This is a genomic window from Streptomyces sp. NPDC020731, assembly GCF_044334705.1.
Classification (GTDB): Bacteria; Actinomycetota; Actinomycetes; order Streptomycetales; family Streptomycetaceae; genus Streptomyces.
The window spans coordinates 272858-295259 of sequence record NZ_JBIRTN010000010.1 but is presented as its reverse complement, the minus strand read 5'-3'; the positions used below and the strand labels follow the sequence as shown (position 1 = coordinate 295259).

At 70.7% G+C, this 22402-nt stretch carries 19 protein-coding genes; 10 read left to right on the top strand and 9 right to left on the bottom strand.

Translation table 11 applies throughout. The features are described 5' to 3' along the window. Window positions 1-91 precede the first annotated feature (91 nt). The 4 genes from ACH4VX_RS18300 (at window position 92) to ACH4VX_RS18285 (ending at window position 4275) form a co-directional block, all read left to right on the top strand. Window positions 92-1918, top strand: a complete 1827-nt coding sequence (locus ACH4VX_RS18300; RefSeq protein ID WP_398368400.1) for an acyl-CoA dehydrogenase — start codon at window positions 92-94, stop codon at window positions 1916-1918. 77 nt (window positions 1919-1995) lie between these two features. Then, on the top strand, window positions 1996-3318 hold the full coding sequence (locus ACH4VX_RS18295; protein ID WP_398368399.1) for a M18 family aminopeptidase: 1323 nt from the start codon (window positions 1996-1998) through the stop codon (window positions 3316-3318). An 81-nt stretch (window positions 3319-3399) separates the two neighbouring features. Then, entirely contained in the window at window positions 3400-3651 is a 252-nt protein-coding gene (locus tag ACH4VX_RS18290) for a DUF6458 family protein (RefSeq protein WP_398368398.1), read from the top strand. A 129-nt stretch (window positions 3652-3780) separates the two neighbouring features. Next, window positions 3781-4275, top strand: coding sequence for an LURP-one-related/scramblase family protein (locus tag ACH4VX_RS18285; protein ID WP_398368397.1), 495 nt, complete (start codon window positions 3781-3783; stop codon window positions 4273-4275). 523 nt (window positions 4276-4798) lie between these two features. Here ACH4VX_RS18285 and ACH4VX_RS18280 read toward each other — a convergent pair. Beyond that, on the bottom strand, window positions 4799-5602 hold the full coding sequence (locus ACH4VX_RS18280; RefSeq protein ID WP_398368396.1) for a carbon-nitrogen family hydrolase: 804 nt from the start codon (window positions 5600-5602) through the stop codon (window positions 4799-4801). Window positions 5603-5785: 183 nt separating this feature from the next. On the opposite strand from ACH4VX_RS18280, the gene ACH4VX_RS18275 reads away from it, so the two are divergent. Beyond that, window positions 5786-6610 (top strand): maleylpyruvate isomerase family mycothiol-dependent enzyme, encoded by an 825-nt coding sequence (locus ACH4VX_RS18275; protein ID WP_398368395.1) that lies wholly within the window; start codon window positions 5786-5788, stop codon window positions 6608-6610. Between the two features lie 135 nt (window positions 6611-6745). Here the strand turns inward: ACH4VX_RS18275 and ACH4VX_RS18270 are convergent, their stop codons facing one another. Further along, window positions 6746-8074: a nitrate/nitrite transporter gene (locus ACH4VX_RS18270; RefSeq protein WP_398368394.1), complete on the bottom strand. Its 1329-nt coding sequence runs from the start codon at window positions 8072-8074 to the stop codon at window positions 6746-6748. Further along, complete coding sequence (locus ACH4VX_RS18265; RefSeq protein WP_398368393.1) at window positions 8071-8727, bottom strand: GntR family transcriptional regulator; 657 nt, start codon at window positions 8725-8727, stop codon at window positions 8071-8073. Before ACH4VX_RS18265 ends, ACH4VX_RS18270 begins: the two co-directional genes overlap by 4 nt. Window positions 8728-8921: 194 nt before the next feature. Between ACH4VX_RS18265 and ACH4VX_RS18260 the strand changes: the two genes are divergently transcribed. Then, window positions 8922-9821, top strand: a complete 900-nt coding sequence (locus tag ACH4VX_RS18260; RefSeq protein WP_398368392.1) for a D-alanyl-D-alanine carboxypeptidase family protein — start codon at window positions 8922-8924, stop codon at window positions 9819-9821. A gap of 323 nt (window positions 9822-10144) precedes the next feature. Continuing rightward, the gene (locus ACH4VX_RS18255) at window positions 10145-11143 is read left to right on the top strand and encodes a Bro-N domain-containing protein (protein ID WP_398368391.1); all 999 of its coding nucleotides are present in this window, start codon (window positions 10145-10147) and stop codon (window positions 11141-11143) included. Window positions 11144-11223: 80 nt separating this feature from the next. Here ACH4VX_RS18255 and ACH4VX_RS18250 read toward each other — a convergent pair whose 3' ends face one another. The 4 genes from ACH4VX_RS18250 to ACH4VX_RS18235 form a co-directional block, all read right to left on the bottom strand. Further along, entirely contained in the window at window positions 11224-12612 is a 1389-nt protein-coding gene (locus tag ACH4VX_RS18250; RefSeq protein WP_398368390.1) for a dihydrolipoamide acetyltransferase family protein, read from the bottom strand. A 10-nt stretch (window positions 12613-12622) separates the two neighbouring features. Continuing rightward, a complete protein-coding gene (locus ACH4VX_RS18245) occupies window positions 12623-13615 on the bottom strand; it encodes an alpha-ketoacid dehydrogenase subunit beta (RefSeq protein WP_398368389.1) in 993 nt (330 codons plus the stop codon). Between the two features lies 1 nt (window position 13616). Next, a complete protein-coding gene (pdhA, locus tag ACH4VX_RS18240) occupies window positions 13617-14813 on the bottom strand; it encodes a pyruvate dehydrogenase (acetyl-transferring) E1 component subunit alpha (protein ID WP_398368388.1) in 1197 nt (398 codons plus the stop codon). A 373-nt stretch (window positions 14814-15186) separates the two neighbouring features. Then, window positions 15187-16815, bottom strand: coding sequence for a protein kinase (locus tag ACH4VX_RS18235; protein ID WP_398368387.1), 1629 nt, complete (start codon window positions 16813-16815; stop codon window positions 15187-15189). Window positions 16816-17161: 346 nt separating this feature from the next. Here ACH4VX_RS18235 and ACH4VX_RS18230 point away from each other — a divergent pair, with 346 nt between their 5' ends. Continuing rightward, a complete protein-coding gene (locus tag ACH4VX_RS18230) occupies window positions 17162-18808 on the top strand; it encodes a protein kinase (protein ID WP_398368386.1) in 1647 nt (548 codons plus the stop codon). A gap of 88 nt (window positions 18809-18896) precedes the next feature. Here ACH4VX_RS18230 and ACH4VX_RS18225 read toward each other — a convergent pair whose 3' ends face one another. After that, complete coding sequence (locus tag ACH4VX_RS18225) at window positions 18897-19436, bottom strand: bacterial proteasome activator family protein (protein WP_398368385.1); 540 nt, start codon at window positions 19434-19436, stop codon at window positions 18897-18899. A 156-nt stretch (window positions 19437-19592) separates the two neighbouring features. Here ACH4VX_RS18225 and ACH4VX_RS18220 point away from each other — a divergent pair, with 156 nt between their 5' ends. Together ACH4VX_RS18220 and ACH4VX_RS18215 are read left to right on the top strand one after the other, a co-directional pair. After that, entirely contained in the window at window positions 19593-20279 is a 687-nt protein-coding gene (locus tag ACH4VX_RS18220) for a hypothetical protein (protein ID WP_398368384.1), read from the top strand. An 82-nt stretch (window positions 20280-20361) separates the two neighbouring features. Further along, window positions 20362-21201, top strand: a complete 840-nt coding sequence (locus ACH4VX_RS18215) for a group II truncated hemoglobin (protein ID WP_398368383.1) — start codon at window positions 20362-20364, stop codon at window positions 21199-21201. Between the two features lie 15 nt (window positions 21202-21216). Here the strand turns inward: ACH4VX_RS18215 and ACH4VX_RS18210 are convergent, their stop codons facing one another. Next, window positions 21217-22200, bottom strand: coding sequence for an NAD(P)H-quinone oxidoreductase (locus tag ACH4VX_RS18210; protein WP_398368382.1), 984 nt, complete (start codon window positions 22198-22200; stop codon window positions 21217-21219). Window positions 22201-22402 lie beyond the last annotated feature (202 nt).

Sequence of the window (22402 nt, the reverse complement as noted above, 5' to 3'; positions counted from 1 at the left end):
ACGGGTAGCATCATCGGAACTACTTGCCGGTACGTGAATCAGTTGCGAGGAGTCAGTGCCTCGCCGATACCTCTTTAACGGAGCCGTCGCCATGGGGCACTACAAGTCGAATCTGCGCGACATCGAGTTCAACCTCTTCGAAGTACTCGGTCGCGACAAGCTGTACGGCACGGGTCCGTTCGAGGAGATGGACGTCGACACCGCGAAGAGCGTCCTCGACGAGCTGACCCGGCTCGCGGAGAACGAGCTGGCCGAGTCCTTCACCGACGCCGACCGCAACCCGCCGGTGTTCGACCCGGAGACCAACACCGCGCCGGTCCCGGCGTCCTTCAAGAAGAGCTACCAGGCCTTCATGGACTCCGAGTACTGGCGCCTGGGCCTGCCCGAGGGCATCGGTGGCACGACGGCTCCCCCGTCGCTGATCTGGGCGTACGCGGAGCTGATCCTGGGCGCCAACCCGGCCGTGTGGATGTACTCCTCCGGTCCGGCCTTCGCCGGGATCCTGCACGACGAGGGCAACGAGACGCAGAAGAGGATCGCGCGGATCGCCGTCGAGAAGCAGTGGGGCTCCACCATGGTCCTCACCGAGCCGGACGCCGGCTCGGACGTGGGCGCCGGCCGCACCAGGGCGGTCCAGCAGGAGGACGGCTCCTGGCACATCGAGGGCGTGAAGCGGTTCATCACGTCCGGTGAGCACGACATGTCGGAGAACATCCTCCACTACGTGCTCGCGCGTCCCGAGGGCGCCGGCCCCGGCACCAAGGGCCTGTCCCTCTTCCTCGTCCCGAAGTACCTCTTCGACGTCGAGACCGGTGAGCTGGGCGAGCGCAACGGCGCCTACGCCACCAACGTCGAGCACAAGATGGGCCTGAAGGCCTCCAACACCTGCGAGATGACCTTCGGCGACCGGCACCCCGCCAAGGGCTGGCTGATCGGCGACAAGCACGACGGCATCCGCCAGATGTTCCGCATCATCGAGTTCGCCCGCATGATGGTCGGCACGAAGGCGATCTCCACGCTGTCGACGGGCTACCTCAACGCGCTGGAGTACGCCAAGGAGCGCGTCCAGGGCCCCGACCTGGCGAACTTCATGGACAAGAGCGCGCCCAAGGTCACCATCACCCACCACCCCGACGTGCGCCGCTCGCTGATGACGCAGAAGGCGTACGCGGAGGGCATGCGCGCGCTGGTGCTGTACACGGCGTCGGTGCAGGACACGATCGCGGTGAAGGAGGCGGCGGGCGAGGACGCGAAGTCCGAGCACGCGCTCAACGACCTGCTCCTCCCCATCGTCAAGGGCTACGGCTCCGAGAAGGGCTACGAGCAGCTCGCCCAGTCGCTGCAGACCTTCGGCGGCTCCGGCTTCCTGCAGGAGTACCCGATCGAGCAGTACATCCGGGACTCCAAGATCGACACCCTGTACGAGGGCACCACCGCGATCCAGGGCCAGGACTTCTTCTTCCGGAAGATCGTCCGCAACCAGGGCGCGGCACTGAACTCGCTGGCCGAGGACATCAAGAAGTTCCTGGCGCTCGGCGAGGGCGGCGAGGAGCTCGGCGCGGCCCGCGAGCACCTGGCCAAGGCGGCCGTCGAGCTGGAGGCCATCGTCGGCCTGATGCTCACCGACCTCGCGGCCACCGAGCAGGACGTCAGGAACATCTACAAGGTGGGCCTGAACACCACCCGTCTGCTGATGGCCTCCGGTGACGTGATCGTCGGCCACCTGCTCCTCAAGGGCGCCGCGATCGCCGCCGAGAAGCTCCCGACGGCCTCCGCCAAGGACGTCGCCTTCTACACCGGCAAGATCGCCGCGGCGAAGTTCTTCGCGGCCAACGTCCTGCCCGGCGTCACCCTGGCCCGCAAGGTCGCCGAGGGCGTCGAGCTGGACCTGATGGAACTGGACGAGGCGGCGTTCTAGGACGACCCCGTACAGACCTCACGAGGGCCCGCTCCCGCACAGGGAAGCGGGCCCTCGCCCTCGTTAAGGTGAACCCCATGAGCGAACCCCCCCGCTTCGATCGCGGCCACACCGACGACCTGATGTCCTTCCTGGCGGCGAGCCCCACGCCGTACCACGCCGTGGCGAACGCGGCCGAGCGGCTGGAGAAGGCGGGCTTCCGTCAGGTCGCGGAGACGGACGCCTGGGACACGGCGACATCAGCGGGCTCCGCCGCGGGGACCGGCGGCAGGTACGTGCTGCGCGGCGGCGCGATCATCGCCTGGTACGTCCCCGAGGGCGCGAGCGCGCACACCCCCTTCCGGATCGTCGGCGCCCACACCGACTCGCCCAACCTGCGCGTCAAGCCCCGGCCCGACAGCGGGGCGCACGGCTGGCGCCAGGTGGCCGTGGAGATCTACGGCGGTCCGCTGCTCAACTCCTGGCTCGACCGCGACCTGGGCCTGGCCGGCCGGCTGTCCCTGCGTGACGGCTCCACCCGCCTGGTCAACGTCGACCGCCCCCTGCTGCGAGTCCCCCAGCTCGCCATCCACCTGGACCGCTCGGTCAACGCCGACGGCCTCAAGCTCGACAAGCAGCGGCACATGCAGCCGATCTGGGGCATGGGCGACGACGTCCGCGACGGCGACCTCATCGCCTTCCTGGAGGAGACCGCCGGGCTCCCGGCCGGCGAGGTCACCGGCTGGGACCTGATGGTCCACTCGGTCGAGCCACCCGCCCACCTGGGCCGCGACCGCGAGCTGGTGGCCGGCCCGCGCATGGACAACCTGCTCTCCGTGCACGCCGCCACGGCCGCGCTCGCCGCCGTGGCGGGCAAGGGCTCCGACCTCTCCTGCATCCCCGTCCTCGCCGCCTTCGACCACGAGGAGAACGGCTCCCAGTCCGACACCGGCGCGGACGGCCCGCTGCTCGGCGGCGTCCTCGAGCGTTCGGTGTTCGCGCGCGGAGGATCGTACGAGGACCGGGCCCGCGCCTTCGCCGGCTCCGTCTGCCTCTCCTCCGACACCGGTCACGCCGTCCACCCCAACTACGCGGAGCGGCACGACCCGACGCACCACCCGCGCGTCGACGGCGGACCCATCCTCAAGGTGAACGTCAACAACCGCTACGCCACGGACGGTTCCGGTCGGGCGGTCTTCGCGGCGGCCTGTGAGAAGGCGGAGGTCCCCTTCCAGTCCTTCGTCTCCAACAACGCGATGCCGTGCGGCACCACCATCGGCCCGATCACCGCGGCCCGGCACGGCATCAGGACCGTCGACATCGGCGTGGCGATCCTGTCGATGCACAGCGCACGCGAACTGTGCGGCGCGAAGGACCCGTTCCTGCTGGCGAACGCCCTCGTCGCCTTCCTCGACGGCTAGTCAACTGCCGTACGGCGCATGGGTGACGCCCGCCCGGGTACCCGGTTCGCACCGGAAACACCGGACAGGGAGGCGACACTCATGGGCCTCGGCGGATGCATCATCCTCATCGCCGCGGGAGCAATCCTCACGTTCGCGACCGACTGGGACATGCAGGGTGTCAACCTTGACCTGGTCGGCGTCATCTTCATGATCGTCGGTCTGATCGGCGTCGCGACCTTCAGCAGCATCGCCCGGCGCAGGCGGGTCGTCGTACCCCCCGCCACCCCGGTCGTCGACGACGCCACCCGCCCCCGCACCCGCGACGGCTACAGCGACGGGTACGGGGTCTGACCGGCCGACCGCCACACCGAAGGGCGCGGGAGAAAGGATCTCCCGCGCCCTTGCCGTGCCCGGAGGGGCTGTCAGTCCGTCGGGCTAGTGTCCGCGTCCCGGAGCCGGGCGCGGGGAAGGGCTGGCGGCATGAGATTCCTTGTGCGGGACCGGATCCTCGGGATCGGGGACGACTACTGGATCGAGGACGACCACGGGAACAAGGTCTTCCTCGTCGACGGCAAGGCGATGCGGCTGCGGGACACCTTCGAGCTCAAGAACACCGAGGGCCGGGTGCTCATCGACATCCGGCAGAAGATGTTCGCCCTGCGGGACACGATGGTGATCGAGCGCGGCGGGGAGCCGCTGGCGACGGTCCGGCGCAAGCGGCTGTCGCTGCTGCGCAACCACTACCGGGTGGCACTGGCGGACGGCGGCACCGAGCTGGACGTCAGCGGCCGGATCCTCGACCGGGAGTTCGCCGTCGAGTACGACGGTGAGCTGCTCGCCGTGGTCTCACGCCGCCTGCTGCACGTCCGGGAGACGTACGGCGTCGACGTCGTGCGCGAGGACGCGGACCCGGCGCTGCTGATCGCGGTGGCGGTGTGTGTGATCCACCTGGCGGAGAAGGAGCGGGAGGACTAGCGGGGCCGGCTGCCCGGACGCCCCCGCGTCGGTCGCCGGACTCGAAGCCGGACCGCGTCTGCGGCGCGACGTCCTGGCGCTGCACGGCGTCACCGGCGTGATCTCCTTCTACGGCACCAACGACCTGCAGAACAAGTGCACGTCGGACCGCATCACCGACAGCTACAAGGACGTCTTCGCGCGGCTCCACGAGGCGGGCATCGAGGTGTACGTCGTGCCGAGCACCCCGCGCCCGATCTACACCGACCGGATGAACCGTTACCGCTGGGACATCGGCGCGTACGTCGGCGACCAGGGTGACTGCGGTGGCGAGTGCGACGGCGTCGTCGACTTCGACCACGCCGTCCTGGACCCGGTGAACCCCAACAGCATCAACGGGGCGTACGACGTCGGTGACGGGATCCACGTCGACAAGGCGGGCCACGAGGCCGAGGCGAAGACCGTCCCGCTGCGCATGCTGCTGTCCTCGGCCCGGCGCCGACCGGCACGGCCGTCCCGCCCCGGGCTCCCCGCGGCGGGGCGGCTACCCGGAGACGTGCCGGGGGGCGGCCAGACCCAGGACGCGGTCCTTCAGGGCCGGGAAGCGTTCGCGGGTGCCCGCCACCGTGGCCGGGTCGAAGTCGACGGTGAGGACCTCCTCGCCGGGGCCCGCCTCCGCCAGGACCTCGCCCCACGGATCCACCACGATCGAGTGACCCGCCTGCGGAACCCCGGCGTGCGTCCCGGCCGTTCCACACGCGAGGACGAACGCCTGGTTCTCCACCGCCCGTGCCCGGGCCAGGAGCGTCCAGTGGGCCCGGCGGCGCTCCGGCCAGCCCGCCGGGACGACGAGGGTCTCGGCTCCGGCGTCGACGAGACCGCGGAAGAGTTCGGGGAAACGGAGGTCGTAGCAGGTCGCCACACCGAGGACGGTGCCCGGCAGACGGACCGTCACCAGTGCGTCGCCCGCCCCCATCAGCACGGCCTCGCCCTTGTCGAAGCCGAAGCGGTGGATCTTGCGGTAGGCGGCGGCCAGGTCACCGGAGGGGGAGAGGACGAGCGAGGTGTTGTAGAGGGGACCTTCAGGGTCCCGTTCCGGAATCGAGCCCGCGTGCAGCCACACGCCCGCGTCGCTCGCGGCCTTGGCCATCGCCTCGAAGGTCGGCCCTTCGAGCGGTTCCGCCTCGCCGGCGAACTCCTCGTACGCGAACGCGCCCGTGGTCCACAGTTCCGGCAGCACGACGAGATCGGCCCCGGCCTGATCCCGTACCATCCCGGCGACCCGACGTCGACGCGATTCGACCGATTCGTCCTCGTTCACGGCGACTTGGAGCAAGGAAGCGCGCACACTACCACCGTCCTGGCATTCGACCCGCGCACACGGGCCTACGATCGTCACACGAAAGCACTGCCGGGGTGCCTCGCAGCAGCGTAACTTAGCGACCCGAGACACCCACCTGGTGCAACCATCGCCCACTGGCACCGCCGCCACAACCTGCCCGTGTACCGACCGCCGAGGGGTCCCGTTTCCGTGAGTCTGCATCCCACCCTCCAGCCCTACGCCGACGCCTGGACCCACTCCATCGAGGCGATATCCGAGCTGGTGCAGCCGCTCCCGGAGGCCGACTGGAACCGGCGGACGCCGTGCCCGGGCTGGTCGGTCCGCGATGTCGTCTCGCACGTCATCGGCCTGGACTCCGAGATGTACGGCGACCCCCGCCCCATCCACACACTGCCGCGCGACCTGTTCCACGTCACCAACGACCACCAGCGGTACATGGAGATGCAGGTCGACGTGCGCCGCCACCACACGTCGCCGGAGATGACCTCCGAGCTGGAGCTCATGATCATCCGGCGCAACCGCCAGCTGCGGAACGAGAACCGCGAGCCCGGCACCAAGGTGCGCGGCCCGCTCGGCACGGAGCTGACGCTGGAGGAGTCCATGCGCCGGCACGCCTTCGCCGTGTGGGCGCACGAGCAGGATCTGCGCACGGCCCTCGGCCACCCCGGCAACCTCGACTCCCCCGGCGCGCACATCGCCCGTGACGTGCTGCTCGCCGAGCTGCCGCGCGTGGTCGCCGAGCTCGCGCAGGCGCCGCGCAGTTCGGCCGTGGTCATCGACGTCCACGGTCCGGTGGAGTTCCTGCGCACGATCCGCGTCGACATCCAGGGCCGAGGCACCCTGGAGACTGCTCCGGCCCTCGGCCCGGCCGCCACCCTCAGCCTCGACTGGGAAACCTTCGTCCGCCTGACCTGCGGCCGGGTGACCCCGGAGGCGGTGGCGGACCGGCTGAAGACGGAGGGCGACCCGGACCTGACGGCAGCGATCCTCCGCCACTTCGCGGTCACCCCGTAGTAATCGCGGGCCATCGCGACGCAGGGCGGCACGGGGAGGCGGTGGGGGACCCTCCCGCTCGAGCGCAGCCGAGAGCGGGGAGGCACCCGGCACGCACCGGCCGCACGACCCACCCCCGCCCACCCCCGGGCACCGTCACACAGGCACGTGCACCGAACTCACCCGGCTGGCCACCAGCCGCTCCCGCTCGGCCCGCGCCGCCCGCCTCCGCAACCGCAGAATCTGGGTGACCCCCAACACCTGCAGCACGAACACGGACGAGAAGGCGACGCCGTAGTCGCCCCCCGTCGCGTCCAGCAGTACCCCGACCGCGAACAACGTCGTCATGGAGGCCACGAAACCCCCCATGTTCGTGATCCCCGACGCCGTCCCCTGCCGCTCGGCCGGATTCGCCGGCCGCGCGAAGTCGAACCCGATCATCGACGCCGGCCCACAAGCCCCCAGCACCGCGCACAGCACCACCAGCAACCACATCGGCACCGTGTCCGCCGGATGGACCAGGGTGGCCGCCCACACCACCGCCGTCGCACCCACCGTCCCCAGCGCCAGCGGCAGCCGCGCCCCGTGATGCCGGGCGATGACCTGGCCGTAGACGAGCCCGAAGACCATGTTGGACAGCACGACGAGAGTCAGCAGCTCACCGGCGACCGCCCGCGACAGCCCCTGCGCCTCCACCAGGAACGGCATCCCCCACAGCAGCAGGAACATCATCGCCGGGAACTGGGTGGTGAAGTGCACCCACAGGCCGAGCCGCGTCCCCGGCTCCCGCCAGGAGGCGGCGATCTGACGGCGCACGTAGGCGGCGCCCCGGTGCGAAAGGGGCTCCGGTTCGTGCCCCTCGGGGTGGTCCTTGAGGAACAGCACGAGCAGCACGAACACCACGACACCCGCGAGCGCGCTGCCCGCGAACGCCGCCGTCCAGCCGATGCCGTGCAGCAGCCGGGCGAGGACCAGCGTGGAGACGAGGTTGCCCGCCATGCCGGCCAGCCCCGCCATCTGCGCGACCAGCGGCCCGCGCCGGGCCGGGAACCAGCGGGTGCCCAGCCGCAGCACGCTGATGAACGTCATCGCGTCACCGCAGCCGAGCAGCGCCCGCGAGGCGAGCGCCATGCCGTACGACGGCGAGAACGCGAAGCCGAGCTGCCCGGCCGTGAACAGCACGACCCCGATGCCCAGCACCTTCTTCGTGCCGAGCCGGTCGACCAGCAGCCCGACGGGTATCTGCATGCCCGCGTAGACCAGCAGCTGGAGGATGGAGAAGGTGGACAGGGCGGAGGCGTTGACGTCGAAGCGGTCGGCGGCGTCGAGGCCGGCCACCCCGAGCGACGTACGGAAGATGACGGCGACGAAGTAGACCGAGACGCCGATCCCCCACACCGCGAGGGCACGCCGCCCGCCCGGGGGTGCCCCCTCCGGGGGAGGGCCTCCGGGCAGCGTGCCCGGACCCGTACGCGCGCCGCTCATCGCACCTCACCCCGGGCCAGGTGGGAGAACCAGCCGACATGCCGGTGGACGACGCCGACGGCCGCCTCCGCGTCACCGGAGCGCAGTGCTTCGAGGATCTCCCCGTGCTCGGCGAGGGTCTTGGCGATCCGGTCGGGGTGGGAGTGCATCACGGCGACGCCCATCCGCAGCTGGCGGTCGCGGAGCTGGTCGTAGAGGCGGGAGAGGATCTCGTTGCCGCCGCTGCGGACGATCTCGGCGTGGAAACACCGGTCGGTGACGGACGCCGCGGCGAAGTCACCGGCGTCGGCCTGTTCCTTCTGCCGGGCGAGCAGCCGCTCCAACCGCTCGATGAGTCCGGGCGGCGCGGGTACGGCCTTCCTGGCGGCGTGCTCCTCGACGAGCAGCCGGGTCTCGACGACGTCGGCGATCTCCTGCGCGGAGACGGGCAGGACCAGGGCGCCCTTCTTCGGGTAGAGCTTGATCAGCCCTTCGGCCTCCAGCCGCAGCAGCGCCTCGCGCACGGGGGTCCGCGAGACCCCCACGACCTCGGCCAGCTCGCCTTCGGTGAGCAGCGTCCCGCCCTCGTAACGGCGCTCCAGGACGCCCTGCTTGACGTGGGCGTAGACGCGGTCGGTGGCGGGTGGTCGCTTCACGGGGGCCGGGCTGGTCATGCGGACAGGATAGATACAACACGCACGCATGGAAGAATCCATCCACGATGCGGACTCGGATAAGTCGGAAGTGCACCCCGATCCAGGCACAACCATCCACGCGTGTCGCGAGTCAGACAGACGCGGCTCCCTTATGGGCCGCACCTCAACTTGGCCGCAAGACATGGCCATTCCAGGTAATCGGGGTATTCGACTTGAAGATCGACATCCAGGGCTTCCGTATCCGCAGAGCCGCCGGCGTCGCCGTGACCACCGGCGCCGTGATCGCCTCCGGAGTCCTCTACGCGGCACCCGCGCAGGCCGCCGCCGCGCCCACGATCGTCGCCAAGGGCGGCTACGTGATGAACAACGCGAACGGCAAGTCGCTGTACACGAAGGCGGCGGACACGCGTCGTTCGACCGGCTCGACGACGAAGATCATGACCGCGAAGGTGGTGCTGGCGCAGAAGAACCTGAACCTGGACACCAAGGTCACGATCCAGAAGGCGTACAGCGACTACATCGTGAAGAACAACGCCTCGTCGGCGCGGCTGATCGTCGGTGACAAGGTCACCGTGCGCCAGCTGCTGTACGGGCTGATGCTGCCGTCCGGCTGCGACGCGGCGTACGCGCTCGCGGACAAGTTCGGCACGGGCTCGACGCGTGCGGCGCGCGTGAAGTCGTTCATCGGCAAGATGAACTCCGAGGCGAAGAAGCTGGGTCTGAAGAACACCAACTTCGACTCCTTCGACGGCATCGGGAACGGCAAGAACTACTCGACGCCGCGCGATCTGACGAAGATCGCGAGCAGCGCGATGAAGAGCTCCACGTTCCGCTCGATCGTGAAGACGAAGAAGTACACGGCGAAGACGAAGACGAAGACGGGCAGCACCCGCACGATGGCGCCGTGGACCAACACCAACACGCTGCTCAGCAGCTACAGCGGCACGATCGGCGTGAAGACCGGCTCGGGCCCGGAGGCCAAGTACTGCCTGGTCTTCGCCGCGACCCGCAACGGCAAGACGGTCATCGGCACGGTCCTCGCCTCCTCCTCCGCCACCCAGCGCGAGAAGGACGCCAAGAAGCTCCTGGGCTACGGCTTCGGCAAGATCTGACGCTCCTTCTCGGATCAGGAAAGGGGTCCACCCGCACAGGTGGGCCCCTTTCGCATGCCTCGCGCTGCCTTCCACACTGGGCGACGAGAGATGTCCGAGACCGTAACTGGAGCTTACGGTCTCAGCGTTTACGCAGGTGGAGAGCGGTGCTGAGAAATGTCACCGCGCCGACGACCTCGCCGTCACCTCGGGCATCCGCTGTACACGTCGCCATGAGCCGCCGCAGCGGTTTCGTTCACTTTCGCTCGCAGTCGTGAACATCATCGAGCTGGCCGGCATATGCCCTCCTTTGCGCTCTACGTTCCGCAGCGAAGGTGGTTCATATGAACGAACCCAGCAAGCAGCCCGGCTCCACCGAACGGACCGGGGCCATCGACATCAGCGACTTCGTCTACGCGGCGACCGGAGAGCGGATCCGGCGGCTGACCATGCCGAACGGAAGCCACTGGTTCCCGGCGGTGGACGTCTGCAAGTCGCTGGGATACACCACCCCTCGCAAAGCGCTCCTCGACCATGTTCCGGAGGACCATCGAGACAATCTCGAGACAGTGACTGGAAGTCACTGTCTCAGCATTCCCCCAGGTCGGAGTTGGCGCCGAGACCTTCAACTCATCGATCTACAAGGTCTGATCCTGCTCGTCAACGCATGCACGAAACCGGCCTGCGCACCCTTCGAACAGTGGGTGGCCGAAGTGATTGAGGCAGTGCAGCAGGAAGGGCACTACACCCTGACGGAGGCCGAGGTGCAGCCCGCCGACCCCGGCGCCCCCATCGCCTACGCCATGCCGGAGCAGGTCGCCGAGGCCATCGTCCGGCTGGAGGCGCACAACCTTCAGCTGGATGAGGAGCTGGCCGGCGGGCAGCGTGAATCGATCGCGTTGCAAAAGGAGACGCTGGCCATGCAGCGGGAGATGCCGGCCACGCAGCAGGCCACCCTCACCGTGCAACAGGCCACGCTCGCCGTGCAGCAGGCCATGGTCCGGGCCATGGAACGCATCGCGGACCGGTTCGACACCCTCGTCCTCGAACGTCGGACGCCCGAGATCCTCCTCACCGCGCGGCCCACCACCGAGTCCGTCCTTGCCGACTGGCGGCAGCGGCTGTCCGTGACCGAGGACGTGTGGGCGGTGGCCCTGGTCATCGCCCCGGTGCTCGTCGAGAACGGTGAGCTGCGCGAGCCGCTGGAGTCGATCGCCTCCCGCACCGGGCTCTCCGTGCGGCGCGTCAACGAATGCCTCCGGCTGCTGCGCAAGCACGCCTGCATCCGCTCGCGGGGCGGGGCCGGGGACGGGGCACCGGTATACGTGCTGCATCAGGTCTGAGCGGACCGGCACAGCAGGAGGGGCGTCGCAATCCGAAGTTGCGGCGCCCCTCCTGTGATGAACCTAATGGTTCGTGGCCGTCACGCCCAGCTGATCAACCGCTTCGGCTGTTCCAGGACCGCCGCCACGTCGGCCAGGACCTTGGAACCCAACTCGCCGTCGACCAGGCGGTGGTCGAAGGAGAGGGCCAGGGTGGTGACCTGGCGGGGCTTGACCTTGCCCTTGTGCACCCACGGCTGGAGCTTGATCGCGCCGACCGCGAGGATCGCGGACTCGCCGGGGTTGAGGATCGGCGTGCCCGTGTCGACGCCGAAGACGCCGACGTTGGTGATCGTGACCGTGCCCGCCTGCATCGCGGCCGGGGAGGTCTTGCCCTCCCGGGCCGTGGACACCAGTTCACCCAGGGACTCGGCCAGTTGCGGCAGCGTCTTGGCGTGGGCGTCCTTGATGTTCGGGACGATCAGACCGCGCGGGGTGGCCGCCGCGATGCCCAGGTTGACGTAGTGCTTGACCACGATCTCCTGGGCCGCCTCGTCCCACGACGCGTTGATCTCCGGGTTGCGCTTGACGGCGACCAGCAGGGCCTTGGCGATCAGCAGGAGGGGGTTCACGCGCAGGCCCGTGAACTCCTTGTCCTGCTTGAGCTCCTCGACCAGCTTCATCGTGCGCGTCACGTCGACCGTCACGAACTCCGTGACGTGCGGTGCCGTGAACGCCGAGCCGACCATCGCCGCCGCCGTGGCCTTGCGGACCCCCTTGACCGGGATGCGGGTCTCGCGGGCGGTGTCGTACGACACCGGGGCAGGGGCCTGTGCCACCACGGGGGCCGCCGGGGCGGCCTCCGGGACGGCCTCGGGCCGGGGCGCCACCGCCGCGTGGACGTCCTCGCGGGTGATGATGCCGTCCGGGCCGGTCGGGGTGACCGTCGTCAGGTCGACGCCCAGGTCCTTCGCCAGCTTGCGCACCGGGGGCTTCGCCAGGGGGCGCGGTGCACCCTCGCCGGGGGCCGCCGGGGCGTGGCCGTTCAGCTCCGGCCGGACAGCGGTGTCCGGGGCCGGCGCCTTGCGCGGGCGGCGGCGTGTCGAGGACGTCGCCACGCCGTAGCCGACCAGGACCGGCTGGCGGGCCGCCGGCTTCTCCTCGGGTTCCTCGGGTTCCTCGGCGGGAGCGGGGGCGGGTGCCTCCTCCACCGCCACCGGGGCCGCGCCGCCCGCGACGTCCACTGCGATGATGGACGTGCCCACGTCCACCGTGGTGCCCTCGGGGAAGTGCAGCTCGCGGACCACACCGTCGTAGGGGATGGGCAGTTCGACGGCCGCCTTCGCCGTCTCGACCTCGCAGACCACCTGGCCGTCGGTGACCGTGTCACCCGGCTGGACGTACCACTTGAGGATCTCGGCCTCGGTGAGGCCCTCGCCCACGTCCGGCATCTTGAACTCGCGTACGGACGCGTTCGTCATCGTCGTCACGACCCTCTCCTCAGTACGCCAGCGAGCGGTCGACGGCGTCCAGCACCCGGTCCAGGTCCGGGAGGTAGGACTCCTCCAGGCGGGCCGGCGGGTACGGGGCGTGGTAGCCGCCCACCCGCAGCACCGGGGCCTCCAGGTGGTAGAAGCAGCGCTCCGTGATCCGCGCGGCGATCTCCGCGCCGGAACCGAAGAACACCGGTGCCTCGTGGACGACGACCAGCCGGCGCGTCTTCTCCACCGACGCCTGGATCGAGTCGAAGTCGAGCGGGGAGACCGAGCGCAGGTCCAGCACCTCCAGGGAGCGGCCCTCCTCGGCCGCCGCGTCCGCGGCCTCCTGGCAGAGCTTCACCATCGGGCCGTACGCCGCGAGGGTGAGGTCCGTGCCCTCGCGCACCACACGCGCGGTGTGCAGCGGCCCCGGGATCGCCTGGGTGTCGACCTCGCCCTTGTCCCAGTAGCGCCGCTTGGGCTCGAAGAAGATCACCGGGTCGTCGCTCTGGATGGCCTGCTGCATCATCCAGTACGCGTCCGACGCGTTCGACGGGGAGACCACCTTCAGACCCGCCACATGGGCGAACAGCGACTCCGGGGACTCGGAGTGGTGCTCCACCGCGCCGATGCCGCCGCCGTAGGGGATGCGTACGACGACGGGCATCTTGACCTTGCCCAGCGAACGGGCGTGCATCTTCGCGAGCTGCGTGACGATCTGGTCGTACGCCGGGAAGACGAAGCCGTCGAACTGGATCTCCACCACCGGCCGGTAGCCGCGCAGGGCCAGGCCGATCGCCGTACCGACGATGCCCGACTCGGCGAGCGGGGTGTCGATGACGCGGCTGTCGCCGAAGTCCTTCTGCAGCCCGTCCGTCACACGGAACACGCCGCCGAGCTTGCCGACGTCCTCGCCCATGACGAGGACCTTCGGGTCCGCGTCCAGGGCGTGCCGCAACGACTCGTTGATCGCCTTGGCCAGGGCCATGCTCTTGGATGTCACGGTCTCCGCCATGTCACTTACCCCCGTCCGCGTCCGCGAACGACGCCTGGTACGCGGCGAACTGCGCGCGCTCCTCGTCCACGAGCGCGTGTCCGTCCGCGTACACGTTCTCGAAGATGGCGAAGTGGTCCGGGTCCGGCATGGCACGGACCGCTTCGCGCACTCGTTTGCCCAACACCTCGCTCTCGGCCTCCAGTTCCGCGAAGAATCCCTCGTCCGCGTGGTGTGCGGACTCCAGATGGCGGCGAAGGCGCAGGATCGGGTCCTTGGCCTCCCAGGCCAGGCGCTCCTCGTCACCCCGGTAGCGGGTCGGGTCGTCGGAGGTGGTGTGCGCGCCCATGCGGTACGTGAACGCCTCGACCAGCGTCGGGCCCTCACCGGCGCGCGCCCGCTCCAGGGCCCACTTGGTGACGGCCAGGTTCGCCAGCACGTCGTTGCCGTCCACGCGGACGCCCGGGAAGCCGAAGCCCTGCGCACGCTGGTACAGCGGCACGCGGGACTGCTTCTCGGTCGGCTCGGAGATCGCCCACTGGTTGTTCTGGCAGAAGAACACCACCGGGGCGTTGTAGACCGCGGAGAAGGTGAAGGCCTCGGCCACGTCACCCTGGCTGGACGCGCCGTCGCCGAAGTAGGCGATGACCGCGCTGTCCGCGCCGTCCTTGGTGATGCCCATCGCGTAGCCCGTGGCGTGCAGGGCCTGCGAGCCGATGACGATCGTGTACAGGTGGAAGTTGTTGCCGTTCGGGTCCCAGCCGCCGTTGTTCACGCCGCGGAACATGCCGAGCAGATTGGTCGGGTCCACCCCGCGGCACCACGCGACGCCGTGCTCACGGTAGGTGGGGAAGACGTAGTCGTCGTCGCGCAGCGCCCGGCCGGAACCGATCTGCGCCGCCTCCTGCCCGAGCAGCGAGGCCCACAGGCCCAGCTCGCCCTGACGCTGCAGGGAGGTGGCCTCGGCGTCGAAGCGGCGGGTGAGCACCATGTCGCGGTACAGACCGCGCAGGTCGTCGGCGGTGATGTCGGCGACGTACTTGTCGAACTCGGCGTTCTTGACGCGCTCGCCCTCGGGCGTCAGCAGCTGGACGAGGGCGGGCTCGGCGCTCTTCCCGGCGCCGGCGGCCTTCTTGGTGGCGCTGGTGGTGCGCTTGGTGCCGGCCTTCGTTCCGGCGCTGCGTCGCGGTGTGCGCGCGGCGGTGCTCTCCACGGTCACGTGTGCTCCTCCGTCGGTCCGGCCCCCGGGGTTGCCGGTAGGCCAGTGCGGCTCACCTGTTTCTCGACCACCGGGCACGGGGTGGGTGCCACTCGGCCGGGAACAGGCGTGACAGGTGCCCCGGCGAGCGCCCTGCAAGAGGCACGGTACCCAGTGCTCCACATTTCTGTGAAACCCCACTTGACCTGCGATTTTGCTTGGATTTCCAAGTAAATCGGGGAAGGCCCTGAAGGTGCGCTGGTCACAGCCTCGCAGGAGGCCGGGGCAACGGCACGTTATCCCGGCCACCCCGGGCACGGGAAGGGTCGAATTTCGTGACCGGAAGTGGTACGCCGCGCGGGGTGAACGGGGGTGCGACCGGAGCCGGCCGGGGTCAGCCGGTCACACCTTCGATGCTGCCCGTGCCGGCGTCCGCGCCACCCGCGTCCGCGCCACCGTCCGCCGTGCCGCCGGTCTCCGTGCCGCCGCTCTCCGTGCCGCCGTCCTCGGTGCCGCCGTCCGTCCCGCCGGGGTTCGAGCCGCCCGTCTCGGTCGGCTGGGTGGCCGTGGGCTCGCTCGTCGGCTCCTCGGGCTCCGTCTCCGTCCGCGTCGGCTCCTGGGTCGGCGTGTACGTCTGGTCCCAGTTCCCGCCGGAGCCCGTACCGGGGTCGGTGTCGGTCTCCGTGCCCGGGTCGGTCGTCTCCTCGGTCGCCTCGTCGCTCGGGCTCTCGCTGGACTTGTCGTCCTCGGTGCTCTGCGACACGGACGGAGACGTGTCGGGCTTCCCTCCGCCCCCGCCGCCGGTGGTGTTCAGCGCCAGCGCCACGCCCGCCGCGACGGCGATCACCGCGAGCACCGCGAGGATCCACAGCTTGCCGCGGCCGCTGCCCTTGTTGCCGTGGCCCTCGAAGCCGCCGTCGTCGCCGCCGTACCCACCGCCGTAACCGGCGGGCAGGATCGGCTGCGGGATCGCCGCCGTACCGGAGACGTCCGGGTGCGGCATCGCGGTCGTGCCCGCGAAGCCGGCCGCCGGGGTGCGCGGACCCTCGTGCATCGCCACCGGGCCGGTGTTCCAGGTGCCGGTGTGACCGCCCTGCTCGTAGAGCATCTGCAGCGCGTACTGGATCAGCCCGCGCATCTCCTCGGCCGTCTGGAAGCGGTCGTCGGGCTCCTTGGCGAGGGCCCGCATGACCATGCCGTCCAGCTCCGGCGGACAGGCGTCCGAGGCCTCCGACGGGGGCGTGGGGATGTCCTGGACGTGCTGGTAGACCACCGACAGCGGCGTCTCACCGGTGAAGGGGGGCCGCAGCGCCAGCAGTTCGTACAGCAGGCAGCCGGTGGCGTACAGGTCGGACCGGTAGTCGACGGCCTTGCCGAGCGCCTGCTCCGGGGAGAGGTACTGGGGGGTGCCCATGACCATGCCGGTCTGGGTCATCGTCGTGGACGCGCCGTGCAGCGCGCGGGCGATGCCGAAGTCCATCACCTTCACGGCACCGTTGTGGGTGATGATGACGTTGGCCGGCTTGATGTCGCGGTGCACGATGCCGTGCTGGTGCGAGTAGGCGAGCGCCTCCAGGACACCGGAGACGATGATCAGCGCCTGCTCGGGGCCCGGGGCCTCGGCGTTCATCAGCAGGTCGCGGATGGTGCGGCCCTCGACGATCTCCATCACGATGTACGGCACCGACTGGCCGCCGACGACGTCCTCGCCGGAGTCGTAGACGGCGACGATGGAATGGTGGTTGAGACCGGCCACCGACTGCGCCTCGCGCGTGAAACGCGCCTTGGAGACGGGGTCCTCGGCGAGATCGGCGCGCAGCAGCTTGACGGCGACCGTGCGGCCGAGACGTACGTCCTCGGCGGCGAACACCTCGGCCATGCCGCCCCGGCCGAGCCGGTGGGTCAGCCGGTACCGGCCGTCGCCGACAAGTCCGCCGTTGCCCCAGTTGTCCGGCGCGTCCGAGATGCCGCCGCCAGTCGCCTCGGGGTCGGACGGGCCCTGGGCGCGCTGCTGCTGTGCCATCAGTCCTCGCCGTCGTTTCTGCCCGCGGTGCGCGCGGTGTTGTTACGGTCTTCGTCGGCCACGCTACAGCCTTGGCGTGTGCCCCCGGTCCGGGACGGGCCTCCAGAACCGGCACGAGACGGACCGGCCATGAAACCCGTACTCCGTACTGTCGTGCAAATTCCGTGTACCGGTAGTACGACCGCTGTAACGCTTCCGCGACGCTTCCTTCGCGTACGGTCACGGAACGGGCACCGCGCTTGACGTGTCAGTGGCCTGGGGCAGACTTGGCCGGTAATAGCGCATTGGATCTACGACGGATCGGCCGCCGACGGCGGCGTCGGAGAGGCTACGGGGGACGCGGAACATGAGCCAGGACGGCGCACAGGGCCACAGCGCGGGGCGGGCGCTCGCCGGCGGACGTTACCAACTGCGGGACCTGCTCGGCCAGGGCGGCATGGCCTCGGTGCACCTCGCCTACGACAGCGTGCTCGACCGCCAGGTCGCCATCAAGACGTTGCACACGGAACTCGGCCGGGAGCAGGCCTTCCGGGAGCGCTTCCGCCGCGAGGCGCAGTCCGTGGCGAAGCTCACGCACACCAACATCGTGTCCGTCTTCGACACCGGCGAGGACGATGTGGACGGCATGACGACGCCGTACATCGTCATGGAGTACGTCGAGGGCCGCCCGCTGGGGTCCGTGCTCGACGAGGACGTACGGCAGCAGGGCGCGATGCCCGCCGACAAGGCGCTGAAGATCACCGCGGACGTCCTGGCGGCCCTGGAGATCAGCCACGAGATGGGGCTGGTCCACCGCGACATCAAGCCGGGCAACGTGATGATGACCAAGCGCGGCGTGGTCAAGGTGATGGACTTCGGCATCGCCCGCGCCATGCAGTCCGGCGTGACGTCGATGACGCAGACCGGCATGGTCGTCGGCACCCCCCAGTACCTCTCCCCGGAGCAGGCGCTCGGCCGGGGCGTCGACGCCCGCTCCGACCTGTACTCGGTCGGCATCATGCTGTTCCAGCTGGTCACCGGGCGGCTGCCGTTCGAGGCGGACTCGCCGCTGGCCATCGCGTACGCGCATGTGCAGGAGGAGCCGCCGGTCGCGTCCTCGATCAACCGTTCACTGCCGCCGGCCGTGGACGCGCTGATCGCCCGTGCGCTGAAGAAGAATCCGAACGAGCGTTTCCCCAGCGCGGAGTCCATGCGCGGGGAGTGCCTGCGGGTGACGCAGTCCTTCCACGCGGCCCCGCCGAGCATCGTCCCGGGCACCCAGGCGCAGAGCGGCGCGGGCGTCGGTTCCGCGGTGTTCCCGCCGGTCGACCAGGCGACCCCGGCGCCCACGGGCAACGTGCAGACGCCGTACCAGCCGACGCCGGCGCCCCATCCGTACGGCACGCCGACGCCGTCCCCCGCGTACGGCTATCCGCAGCAGGGCGGCTACCGGACGCCCGCCCCGTCGCCGTACGCGCCGCAGCCGGGGCCGCAGACCCCGCCGCCGTACAACCTCACGCCCCAGACGTCCGGCTCGGGCGGCTCGGGCGGCGGCGGCCGGAACAAGCCGGTGATCATCGGGTCGGTCGTCGTCTCGCTCGTCGCCGTCGGCGGGCTGATCACCGCGCTGATGATGAACGGCGGTGACGAGGACCCGCAGGCCGGCGACGGAGGCGGCAGCGCCTCGGCCTCGGCCTCGGCGAGCAAGGCGGAGGGTTACCGCGGGCCGGACACGTCGAAGAAGATCGACAAGGAGGAGTGCGAGGAGCCGCAGGAGTCGTACAACGACCCCGACAAGGTCCGGCTGCCGAACTTCAAGTTCAAGTACATCGGGTCGGTGAAGGAGTGTCTGCAGGCCGCGGGCTGGGGCGACTTCAAGATCCTCGACGTGGACGAGAACACCTACGGCGAGGGCTCCATCCGGGAACAGTTCCCGCCGGCGGGCACGGACGTCGACCCCGAGGACATGCCGGAGATCACGCTCAAGGTCTCGACGGGCAACCCTCCGTCCTGATCCCCGGCCGTACGCGACACGGCGAAGGGGCCCGGCATCCGATGCCGGGCCCCTTCGCGTCGTCGGGGGGGGAGGGGGCGATCGGCGGTTACAGGTACGGGCCGCCCGAGCGGCCGCCCAGGTGCGGTTCCTCCGAGCCGTCGCCGACGCCGGGCGGCAGGGCGCGGCGCATCTGCTCCAGCTGGGCGCGCGCGGCCATCTGCTGGGCGAAGAGCGTGGTCTGGATGCCGTGGAAGAGGCCCTCCAGCCAGCCCACCAGCTGGGCCTGCGCGATCCGCAGTTCGGCGTCGCTCGGGGTGGTCTCGTCCGTGAAGGGCAGGGAGAGCCGCTCCAGCTCCTCGACCAGCTCCGGGGCCAGGCCGTCCTCCAGTTCCTTCACCGAACTGGCGTGGATCTCCTTGAGACGGACCCGGCTGGCCTCGTCCAGGGGAGCCACACGCACCTCCTCCAGCAGCTGCTTGATCATGCTGCCGATCCGCATGACCTTCGCCGGCTGCTCCACCTGCTCCGTGAGCGGGGTCTCGCGGGAGTCCTCGTCCCCGGTGTCGCCGCCGAGCGCCATGCCGTCCTGGCCGACGACCAGGATCTGCGGATTCTCCGGCGACCGTTCGTTCCTCGGCATCTCCATGCCGCCATTGTCGCGCACGGCCGTGTGCCGCTTCGGCGGTGCCCCCGGAAGCGGGGTTCTTCGGCGGGGGTCCACCTGACGGCCGTATCCGGAATGCCGGGAGCATCCGGGAATGCCAGGCTGTTGGGCGTCCATCCGGCCCATCTTGCCGACGGTGTGACCGAGCACCGGCCGGCGCGGGAGGTCACGGTCGTGACTCCATGGCTGCGTGCAGTGGGGACGACGGTTGTTCTGGTCGCGGGGGCGGCGGTGATGCCGTACGGCCCCGTCGTGGCGCCCTCCGGCACCGGGGTGGCGTACGGGGTCGGCGCCGTCCCCTCGTCCCCGTCACCCTCGTCCCCGTCCCCCTCGCCCTCGTCGTCGCCCTCGTCGTCGCCCGGGTCGTCGCCCTCCGGGGAGCCGTCGCGGGCCGGGAACCGGCCGGGTGAGGGCCGGGACCGGCCGAGGCGGCACGAGACGACCGGGAGGGAGTCGCGGGAGCGGGAGCGCGGCGACCGGGACGGTACGGACGGCGGGGGCGCCGGTGCCGCACCGCGGAAGCCGGGGCACCACGCCGGGCGCGCGAGCGAGCCGCCCGACGCGGCCGGCATGCCGCGCCCGGGGGACGACGGGGCCGTGTCCCGGGCACCCGGCGGGGGCGGCACCGTCCCGCGGGCACCGGCGTCACAGGCGGCGGTCCCGGTGCCCTCCGCGACCTCGCGGGCGGCGGAACCGAACACGGTCGCCGCCACCGAGCCCGTGCTGCGCATCCTCCCGCTCGGCAGCGGTCTGATGCTCATCGGACTCGGCTTCGGCCTCGCCTTCGTGGCCCTGCGCATGCGCCAGGGGCGCGGCGCGTCCTGAGCCGGGCGGACCCTCTGCACAGGTCGCGACGGACCAGGCAGGGTGGCTTCCGCAGACCCGGCGACAGGGGGAGACGCTCAGCATGGTCACGACCGTCGGGTACGTCCGCCACCGGATCGCGCCGGACGACCGCAATGCCTTCGAGGAGGCGTACGCCAAGGCCTCCGAGGCGCCGGCCGCCGCACCCGAGTGCATCGACCACGAGCTGTCCCACTGCCAGGAGGAGCCCGACCGGTACGTTCTGCGCATCCGCTGGACGTCCGTCGAGGATCATCTCCAGGGCTTCCGCGAGGGGGAGCGCTTCCCCGCGTTCTTCGCCGCGGTCCGGCCGTACGTCACGGCGATCGAGGAGATGCGGCACTACCTCACCACCGACGTCGCCGGCAGCGGCGGGGCCGGCGCGAGCGGGCAGGCCGCCGCGCGGCCCGTGATGGACGCGAAGCACGCGCCGGACGCTCCCGGCACTCCCACGATCCACGCGTGGCTGGGCGGCGACGCGGCCCTCGACCGCCTGACCGAGGTGTTCCACGGCCATGTCCGCGAGGACCCGGGCCTGGCGCCGGTGTTCGCCGGCATGGACGACGAACACCCCCGGCACGTCGCGCGGTGGCTCGCCGAGGTGTTCGGCGGACCCGGGGCGTACACCGCCGGCCGCGGCGGCCACCCGCACATGGCCGCCCAGCACCTGGGCCGCGGCATCACCGAGGTCCAGCGCCGCCGCTGGGTGGACCTCCTCCAGGACGCGGCGGACGGGGTCGGCCTGCCGGCCGACCCCGAGTTCCGCGCCGTCTTCCTCCACTACATCGAGTGGGGCACGCGCATGGCGGTGCTGTACTCGGGCGACGACCCGCCCCCGGTGGACGCGGCCGACGTGCCGCGCTGGAAGTGGGGACAGACCCCGCCCTGGCAGCCGAACGGCTGACCCGGCGGCCCGGGCTCAGCCCGGCGTGACCAGCAGGACCTTGCCGATGTGACCGCTGTCCTCCACGACCCGGTGGGCGGTGGCCGCGTCCGGCATCGGGATCTCGCGGTCGATGACGGGGCGGACGCGGCCACCGGTGACGAGCGGCCAGACGTGTTCGCGTACGGCCGCCACGATCGCCCTCTTCTCCTCCGGGGGCCGGGCCCGCAGCGAGGTCGCGCTGATGGCGGCGCGCTTGCCGAGGAGGGCGCCGATGTTCAGCTCCCCCTTCGCACCGCCCTGCATGCCGATGATGGCGAGCCGGCCGTTGACGGCGAGAGCCTGGACGTTGCGGTCCAGGTACTTGGCGCCCATGTTGTCGAGGATGACGTCCGCGCCGGCGCCGTCGGTGGCCCGCTTCAGCTCGGCGACGAAGTCCTGCTCGCGGTAGTTGATCAGGATGTCGGCGCCGAGTTCGGCGCAGCGCTCCAGCTTCTCCGTGGTGCCGGCGGTGACGGCGACCCTCGCGCCGACGGCCTTGGCGAGCTGGACCGCCATCGTGCCGATGCCGCTGGAGCCGCCGTGCACGAGGAGGGTCTCGCCGGGGCGGAGGTGGGCGACCATGAAGACGTTCGACCAGACCGTGCAGACGACCTCCGGGAGCGCCGCGGCCTGATCGACGGTGAGCCCCTCGGGGACGGGCAGCAGCTGCCCGGCCGGAACGGCGACCTTCTCCGCGTAGCCGCCGCCGGCGAGCAGCGCGCAGACCTCGTCGCCGACGGCCCAGCCGCTCACCTTCTCACCGAGCGCGACGATCCGTCCGGAGCATTCGAGACCGGGGTGGGGGGAGGCTCCGGGCGGGGGGTTGTAGAAGCCCTGTCGCTGGAGGATGTCGGCCCGGTTGACGGCACCGGCCACCACCTCGACCAGGACCTCGCCGGGGCCTGCCACGGGGTCGGGGACCTCGTCCCACACCAGCGCCTCGGGCCCACCGGGTTCGGGAATCGTGATCGCATACATGAGGGGGACGGTACTCCTGGGGCGCGGTGGGCCCGGTGCGCCGCGTCCTACGACCCGGGTCGCCCCTTTCTCGGTCGTGGGACCGGTCCGTCTCGGTCGTGGGACCGGTCCCGTCTCGGTCGTGGGACCGGTCCTCCGGAAATCCTCGTGCGGGAGCGATGAGTTTGCGCGACGGTAAAGGTCTGTCCATGCGTAGCCCAAG